7 protein-coding genes are annotated in these 7,595 nt (G+C 55.8%); all 7 read left to right on the top strand.

Features of this window, described 5'->3' with window-relative positions; genetic code table 11:
- The first annotated feature begins 566 nt into the window (after window positions 1-566).
- The 7 genes from rpmH (at window position 567) to rsmG (ending at window position 7,586) form a co-directional block, all read left to right on the top strand.
- Entirely contained in the window at window positions 567-701 is a 135-nt protein-coding gene (rpmH, locus tag ACA057_RS31350; RefSeq protein ID WP_003213577.1) for a 50S ribosomal protein L34, read from the top strand.
- Between the two features lie 16 nt (window positions 702-717).
- Window positions 718-1,119, top strand: coding sequence for a ribonuclease P protein component (gene rnpA, locus ACA057_RS31345; protein ID WP_027926203.1), 402 nt, complete (start codon window positions 718-720; stop codon window positions 1,117-1,119).
- Complete coding sequence (gene yidD / locus ACA057_RS31340; protein WP_074872215.1) at window positions 1,112-1,357, top strand: membrane protein insertion efficiency factor YidD; 246 nt, start codon at window positions 1,112-1,114, stop codon at window positions 1,355-1,357. Before rnpA ends, yidD begins: the two co-directional genes overlap by 8 nt.
- Before the next feature lie 2 nt (window positions 1,358-1,359).
- A complete protein-coding gene (gene yidC / locus ACA057_RS31335; protein ID WP_497344951.1) occupies window positions 1,360-3,045 on the top strand; it encodes a membrane protein insertase YidC in 1,686 nt (561 codons plus the stop codon).
- 79 nt (window positions 3,046-3,124) lie between these two features.
- Window positions 3,125-4,495 (top strand): tRNA uridine-5-carboxymethylaminomethyl(34) synthesis GTPase MnmE, encoded by a 1,371-nt coding sequence (mnmE, locus tag ACA057_RS31330; RefSeq protein ID WP_497344949.1) that lies wholly within the window; start codon window positions 3,125-3,127, stop codon window positions 4,493-4,495.
- A 551-nt stretch (window positions 4,496-5,046) separates the two neighbouring features.
- Window positions 5,047-6,945, top strand: a complete 1,899-nt coding sequence (gene mnmG, locus ACA057_RS31325) for a tRNA uridine-5-carboxymethylaminomethyl(34) synthesis enzyme MnmG (protein ID WP_497344947.1) — start codon at window positions 5,047-5,049, stop codon at window positions 6,943-6,945.
- On the top strand, window positions 6,942-7,586 hold the full coding sequence (rsmG, locus tag ACA057_RS31320; protein ID WP_497344945.1) for a 16S rRNA (guanine(527)-N(7))-methyltransferase RsmG: 645 nt from the start codon (window positions 6,942-6,944) through the stop codon (window positions 7,584-7,586). The genes mnmG and rsmG overlap by 4 nt, the downstream gene beginning before the upstream one ends.
- Window positions 7,587-7,595: the final 9 nt, after the last annotated feature.

Here is a 7,595-nt window from a genome sequence, read left to right as displayed (position 1 = left end):
GGATATCCCCTAAGTTGAAAGCCGGTGAGGCAAAAACAAGCGGCCATTGTAACGATCAGACGCCGACTTATCCACACGTAGGTTGTTCACCACCCAAGAAGAATCAACGCTTTATACGCAAAAAAGACGACCAATGGTCTGTGCATAAGCTCTGTGGATAACCGGGTCTAAGCTCGTTGTACAAGTGGGGGCGAAACTCGGTGGATAACTGGCCTGTGGATAAGTGGCCCTTTCACACACAGGTTATCCGACAGCGCAGCACAGGCTGCCCCCTGTTTTCCACCGTAGTTGTCATTCTCTGTACATCACGGCGTACAAGGGCTCAAGGTAGTTATCCACAGAAGACCGTGGGCCTAGCTTTTATAAGCTTTACAGAAAAGCTTTAAATACTTTCCTTCTTTATTTTTATATCTAGCGAAGCCTTCGTACGAGAAAAGCACCTGGAGATCTATTTATAAGGAAACGCTGGTTGGAAATTGACCTAGAGGCTTGCTTTCTCTAGAATCCCCGGTCTCTTAAAACGGGGGCCATTCCGGCCCGTTGTGGACGAACCAGGTAACACGACAATGAAACGTACTTTCCAACCAAGCACTATCAAACGCGCTCGTACCCACGGTTTCCGTGCTCGCATGGCTACCAAGAACGGTCGTGCCGTCCTGTCGCGTCGTCGCGCCAAAGGTCGTGCGCGTCTGGCAGTTTGATAATCCGGCACTGGAGGTGAGTCAGGACTTCAGTCGGGAAAAGCGTCTGCTTACCCCCCGGCATTTCAAGGCAGTCTTTGACTCCCCTACCGGCAAGGTTCCGGGGAAAAATCTCCTGCTCCTTGCGCGCAACAACGATCTTGATCACCCCCGTCTCGGGCTGGTTATCGGGAAAAAGAGCGTAAAGCTCTCCGTCGAGCGCAATCGCCTCAAACGTCTGATGCGCGAATCGTTCCGTCTGCACCAGGATTCACTGGTCGGTTGGGACATCGTTATCGTCGCGCGCAAAGGTTTGGGTGACGTAGAAAACCCCGAATTGATTCAGCATTTCGGCAAACTCTGGAAGCGTCTGGCACGCAGCACGCCGGTACCAGCAGTCAAAACCGAAACTGTAGGGGTAGACAGTCCCGATGCGTAAACTGGCACTCGTTCCGATCCAGTTTTATCGCTATGCCATCAGTCCCCTGATGGCCAGTCACTGTCGTTTCTACCCCAGTTGTTCCTGCTACGCGTATGAAGCCATAGAAAATCATGGCCTTCTGCGCGGTGGCTGGCTGGCCTTTCGTCGTTTAGGTCGCTGTCATCCGTGGAATCCCGGTGGTTATGACCCGGTTCCATCTATCCCTACCTCCCGTTCTTCTTCGATGGCCGAGTAATCATGGATATCAAACGCACGATCCTGATCGTCGCCCTGGCAATCGTGTCCTACGTTATGGTTCTTAAATGGAACCAGGACTATGGCCAGGCTGCCCTGCCGACTCAGAATGTTGCTTCCAGTACTTCCGCACCGGGCCTACCGGATACGGCGACTGGCAATAATGCTTCTGTCAGTGACGACATTCCACGCGCCGCAAGCGATACCAGTGCAACTGCACCTACTGAAACACCAGTAGCTGCAAGCAAAGACCTCATCCAGATCAAAACGGATGTGCTCAACCTGGCCGTCGACCCACAAGGTGGCGATGTTGCCCAGTTGACACTGCCGCTGTATCCACGTCGCCAGGACCATCCGGACATTCCATTCCAGTTGTTCGATAACGGCAACGAGCGGACGTATCTGGCTCAAAGCGGTTTGATCGGCACCAACGGTCCGGACGCAAGTCCTGCCGGTCGTCCGGTTTACTCCTCGGAGAAGAAGATTTACCAACTGGCTGACGGTCAGGACCAATTGGTCGTAGACCTGAAGTTCAGCAAGGACGGCGTCAACTACATCAAGCGTTTCACCCTGAAACGCGGCCTGTATGACGTAACCGTTTCCTACCTGATCGACAACCAGAGCGCTCAGCCCTGGTCCGGTGCGATGTTCGCGCAACTGAAGCGTGACGCCAGCGGCGATCCTTCCTCAACCACCGCCACCGGTACCGCGACTTACCTGGGCGCTGCCCTGTGGACAAGTAACGAGCCGTACAAGAAAGTGTCTATGAAGGACATGGACAAGGCGCAGTTGAAGGAAACGGTCAGTGGCGGTTGGGTTGCCTGGTTGCAACACTACTTCGTCACCGCATGGATTCCGGCCAAGGGCGAAAACAACGTCGTCCAGACCCGTAAAGACAGCAAGGGCAACTACATCATCGGTTATACCGGCCCGGCAATGAGCGTTGCGCCAGGTGCAAAAGCCGAAACCAGTGCCGTTCTGTACGCCGGTCCGAAAAGCCAGGCCGTGCTGAAAGAGTTGTCCCCAGGTCTGGAACTGACCGTCGATTACGGCATTCTTTGGTTCATCGCCCAACCCATCTTCTGGTTGCTGGGACACATCCACGCAATCGTCGGTAACTGGGGCTGGTCGATCATCTTCCTGACCATGCTGATCAAAGGGATCTTCTTCCCGCTGTCGGCTGCCAGCTACAAATCCATGGCCCGCATGCGCGCAGTGGCACCGAAACTGGCTGCGCTGAAAGAGCAACACGGCGACGACCGGCAGAAAATGTCGCAAGCCATGATGGAGCTGTACAAGAAGGAGAAGATCAATCCGCTGGGTGGTTGCTTGCCAATCCTCGTGCAGATGCCGGTTTTCCTTTCGCTGTACTGGGTTCTGTTGGAAAGCGTTGAAATGCGCCAAGCGCCGTTCATGCTGTGGATTACTGACCTGTCGATCAAGGATCCGTTCTTCATTCTGCCGATCATCATGGGTGCAACCATGTTCATCCAGCAGCAGCTGAACCCGACTCCACCGGACCCTATGCAGGCCAAGGTAATGAAGTTGATGCCAATCATCTTCACCTTCTTCTTCCTGTGGTTCCCGGCTGGTCTGGTGCTGTACTGGGTAGTGAACAACTGCCTGTCGATCGCCCAACAGTGGTACATCACTCGTAAAGTCGAAGCAGCTACCAAAGCAGCTGCCTGATTTACACTGTGGATAACCACTCAAAACGCCCCCTAGTGGGGCGTTTTGCTATCTGTCACTTTTGTCTGGATAACGGTTTATGAGCGTTCCTCGTGAAACCATCGCCGCCGTCGCCACTGCTCAAGGTCGCGGCGGTGTGGGCATCGTCCGTATTTCCGGGCCGCTGGCGAGTGTTGCGGCCAAGGCCTTCAGCGGTCGAGAACTCAAGCCACGGTTTGCCCATTACGGCCCGTTCCTCAGTAAAAACGATGAGGTGCTGGATCAGGGCATTGCCCTGTATTTCCCGGGACCGAACTCGTTCACCGGTGAAGATGTGCTGGAACTCCAGGGTCATGGCGGCCCGATTGTCCTGGACATGCTGCTCAAGCGTTGCCTGGAACTGGGCTGTCGGCTGGCCCGGCCGGGTGAATTCAGTGAGCGTGCCTTCCTCAACGACAAGCTCGACCTGGCCCAGGCCGAAGCCATTGCTGACTTGATCGAGGCGAGTTCTGCACAGGCGGCACGAAATGCCCTGCGTTCTTTGCAAGGTGCGTTTTCCGAACGTGTGCATAACCTCACCGAGCAATTGATTGGCTTGCGGATCTATGTCGAAGCGGCAATCGACTTTCCGGAAGAAGAAATCGACTTCCTTGCCGATGGCCATGTACTGAGCATGCTCGACAAAGTCCGCGAGGAGTTATCCACCGTGTTGCGAGAAGCCGGGCAGGGTGCCTTGTTGCGTGACGGCATGACGGTGGTGATTGCCGGCCGACCCAACGCCGGCAAATCCAGTTTGCTAAATGCGCTGGCGGGTCGAGAAGCAGCGATCGTCACCGAGATTGCCGGCACGACCCGGGACATTCTTCGCGAACATATCCACATCGATGGCATGCCGTTGCACGTGGTCGACACCGCAGGTTTGCGGGATACCGATGATCACGTCGAGAAAATCGGTGTGGAACGGGCGTTGAAAGCCATCGGCGAAGCAGATCGGGTGCTGCTGGTCGTCGATGCCACTGCCCCTGAAGCCCTTGATCCATTCGCGTTATGGCCGGAATTCCTCGAGATCCGCCCAGATCCGGCCAAAGTCACGCTGATCCGTAACAAGGCTGACCTCACCGGTGAAGCGATTGCCCTGGAAGTCAGCCAGGATGGCCACGTGACTATCAGTCTCAGCGCCAAGTCTGCCGGCGAGGGCCTGGAATTGCTGCGCGACCATCTCAAGGCCTGCATGGGCTATGAACAAACCTCGGAAAGCAGCTTCAGTGCTCGCAGGCGTCACCTTGAGGCGTTGCGTCATGCCAGTGCTTCCCTCGAGCATGGCCGTGCACAGCTGACGCTGGCAGGTGCCGGTGAGCTGCTGGCCGAAGATTTGCGCCAGGCTCAGCACGCTTTGGGTGAAATCACCGGTGCATTCAGCTCCGATGACCTGCTTGGACGGATCTTTTCCAGCTTTTGCATCGGTAAATAACCCTTCGGTTGTCCACAGGCAGGCCATTCGCGCCTGTCTGTTTCTTCCTTTCTCTTAAATTTTCTTCCAGTGCCGAGCAGATTCTTTCTGCTTGAGCGGTTTTTCCGTGCCCGGGATTTACTCATTTAGCGAATTTCTGTGGATTAAGCCCTGTGAATAACTGCCACTAAGGGCAGTTGATAACAGGGCCTCAAAACTGAAGATAACCGCCCCTGTGGATAACCACCCCTTTAATCCACAGGCTTAAAGCGGTTATCCAAGGGCCTCATTGGCACATGACCACAGGGTTTTGAATCTCTGTACATATTGAATATAAAGGCTTGTAGAGATCTATCAACAGAAAGGTGCCTCAGTAGAAATAAACATAAAAACAAAGATTTAATAAATTTCTCTCTTTTTAATTTCTATAACCGCGACTTCTCCACAGCTGGTTAAATTTTGTGCAAAGGGTTCTTTAGGAAGGGCGAAGTCCCTATACTTGCCGACCAGGTCCAAAAACCTGAGACCAACCTATTCCGGATTACCTAACTGAAGCAGGCACGAGGTGCGTGGTGGATTTCCCTTCCCGTTTTGAAGTGATCGTCATCGGCGGCGGTCATGCCGGTACCGAGGCAGCACTGGCGTCAGCACGTATGGGGGCAAAAACCCTGTTGCTGACGCATAACGTGGAAACCCTCGGCGCCATGAGTTGCAACCCTGCCATCGGTGGGATTGGCAAAAGCCATCTGGTCAAGGAAATCGACGCCCTCGGCGGCGCGATGGCCATGGCTACCGATAAGGGTGGTATTCAATTTCGTGTGTTGAACAGCCGCAAAGGCCCGGCCGTGCGTGCAACCCGCGCTCAGGCAGATCGGGTGCTGTACAAGGCCGCTGTCCGCGAAATCCTGGAAAACCAGCCGAACCTGTGGATATTTCAACAAGCTGCAGACGACCTGATCGTCGAACAGGAACAAGTGCGCGGTGTTGTCACCCAAATGGGTCTGCGTTTCCTCGCCGATTCCGTGGTGTTGACCACCGGTACCTTCCTCGGCGGACTTATCCACATCGGCATGCAGAATTTTTCCGGTGGCCGTGCCGGTGATCCGCCGTCGATTGCCCTGGCTCACCGTCTGCGTGAATTGCCACTGCGTGTCGGTCGCCTGAAAACCGGGACACCGCCGCGCATCGACGGTCGCTCTGTGGATTTCTCGGTCATGACCGAGCAAGCCGGCGATACACCGATCCCGGTGATGTCGTTCATGGGTTCCAAAGAGCAGCATCCGAAACAGGTCAGCTGCTGGATTACCCACACCAACGCCCGCACTCACGAAATCATTGCCGCCAACCTCGACCGTTCGCCGATGTATTCCGATGACGGGATGATCGAAGGCATTGGCCCGCGCTACTGCCCGTCGATCGAAGACAAGATCCACCGCTTTGCCGACAAGGAAAGCCATCAGGTCTTCATCGAACCCGAAGGCCTGACCACCAACGAGCTGTACCCGAACGGGATATCCACATCCCTGCCGTTCGACGTGCAACTGCAGATCGTGCAATCGATCCGCGGCATGGAAAACGCGCACATCGTTCGACCGGGTTACGCGATCGAGTACGACTACTTCGACCCGCGTGACCTGAAGTACAGCCTGGAAACCAAAGTCATTGGCGGCCTGTTCTTCGCCGGGCAAATCAACGGCACCACCGGTTACGAAGAAGCCGGCGCCCAGGGTTTGCTGGCCGGAGCCAACGCCGCACTGCGCGCCCAGGGCAAAGACGCCTGGTGCCCGCGTCGCGATGAGGCGTACATCGGAGTATTGGTCGATGACCTGATTACCCTGGGTACTCAGGAACCGTATCGGATGTTCACTTCCCGTGCCGAGTACCGCCTGATCCTGCGCGAAGACAACGCCGACCTGCGCTTGACCGAAAAAGGTCGCGAATTGGGTCTGGTCGATGACGCGCGTTGGGCTGCGTTCTGCACCAAGCGCGAAAGCATCACGCTCGAAGAGCAACGCCTGAAAAGTACCTGGGTTCGCCCGGGCACGGAGCAAGGCGATGCGATTTCCGAGAAGTTCGGTACGCCGCTGACCCACGAATACAATTTGCTCAACCTGCTGAGCCGTCCGGAAATCGACTACGCTGGTCTGATCGCCGTGACCGGTGGCGGCGCAGAAGATCCACAGGTCGCCGAGCAGGTCGAAATCAAGACCAAATACGCCGGTTACATCGATCGCCAGCAGGATGAAATCGCACGTCTGCGGGCCAGCGAAGACACCAAACTGCCTGTGGATATCGATTACACGAACATTTCCGGTCTCTCCAAAGAGATCCAGAGCAAGCTCGGCGCGACCCGTCCAGAAACCTTGGGCCAGGCGTCACGTATCCCGGGCGTTACGCCGGCAGCGATTTCGCTGTTGATGATTCATTTGAAAAAACGCGGCGCGGGCCGTCAGTTGGAGCAAAGCGCTTGAGTTCGTTGGTCACCTCGCAACACGCAGAAGAGTTATCCACAGGTGCTCGCCAGCTCGGTGTCACGCTGACAGAAACCCAGCACGCGCTGCTGCTGGGTTATCTGGCCCTGTTGATAAAATGGAACAAGGCTTACAACCTGACCGCCGTGCGCGATCCGGACGAAATGGTCTCCCGTCATTTGCTCGATAGTTTGAGCGTGATGTCGTTCGTCGAAAACGGCCGCTGGCTGGACGTTGGCAGCGGCGGCGGAATGCCGGGCATTCCGTTGGCCATCCTGTTTCCAGAGTCGCAAGTGACCTGCCTGGACAGCAACGGCAAGAAAACCCGCTTCCTGACCCAAGTCAAACTCGAACTCAAACTGGATAACCTGCAAGTTATCCACAGTCGCGTCGAAGCCTTCCAGCCTGCACAGCCGTTCAACGGGATCATTTCCCGGGCCTTCAGCAGCATGGAGAACTTCAGCAACTGGACGCGCCACCTCGGCGACACCGAAACGCGTTGGCTGGCAATGAAGGGCGTTCATCCGGCCGATGAGCTGGTAGCATTGCCGGCAGACTTCCACCTCGATAGCGAACACGCCCTGGCCGTACCTGGTTGCCAAGGCCAACGCCATCTGCTGATACTGCGCCGCACGGCATGATTGGGAACA

This window comes from Pseudomonas sp. LBUM1661, assembly GCF_059695925.1.
Note: the sequence above shows the minus strand (reverse complement) of the source record. Positions and strands in the feature narration are given on the sequence as shown.

Coding starts and splice junctions, on each gene's coding strand:
- rpmH (WP_003213577.1), top strand. CDS start 567: ATGAAACGTACTTTCCAACCAAGCACTATCAAACGCGCTCGTACCCAC.
- yidD (WP_074872215.1), top strand. CDS start 1,112: ATGCGTAAACTGGCACTCGTTCCGATCCAGTTTTATCGCTATGCCATC.
- yidC (WP_497344951.1), top strand. CDS start 1,360: ATGGATATCAAACGCACGATCCTGATCGTCGCCCTGGCAATCGTGTCC.
- mnmE (WP_497344949.1), top strand. CDS start 3,125: ATGAGCGTTCCTCGTGAAACCATCGCCGCCGTCGCCACTGCTCAAGGT.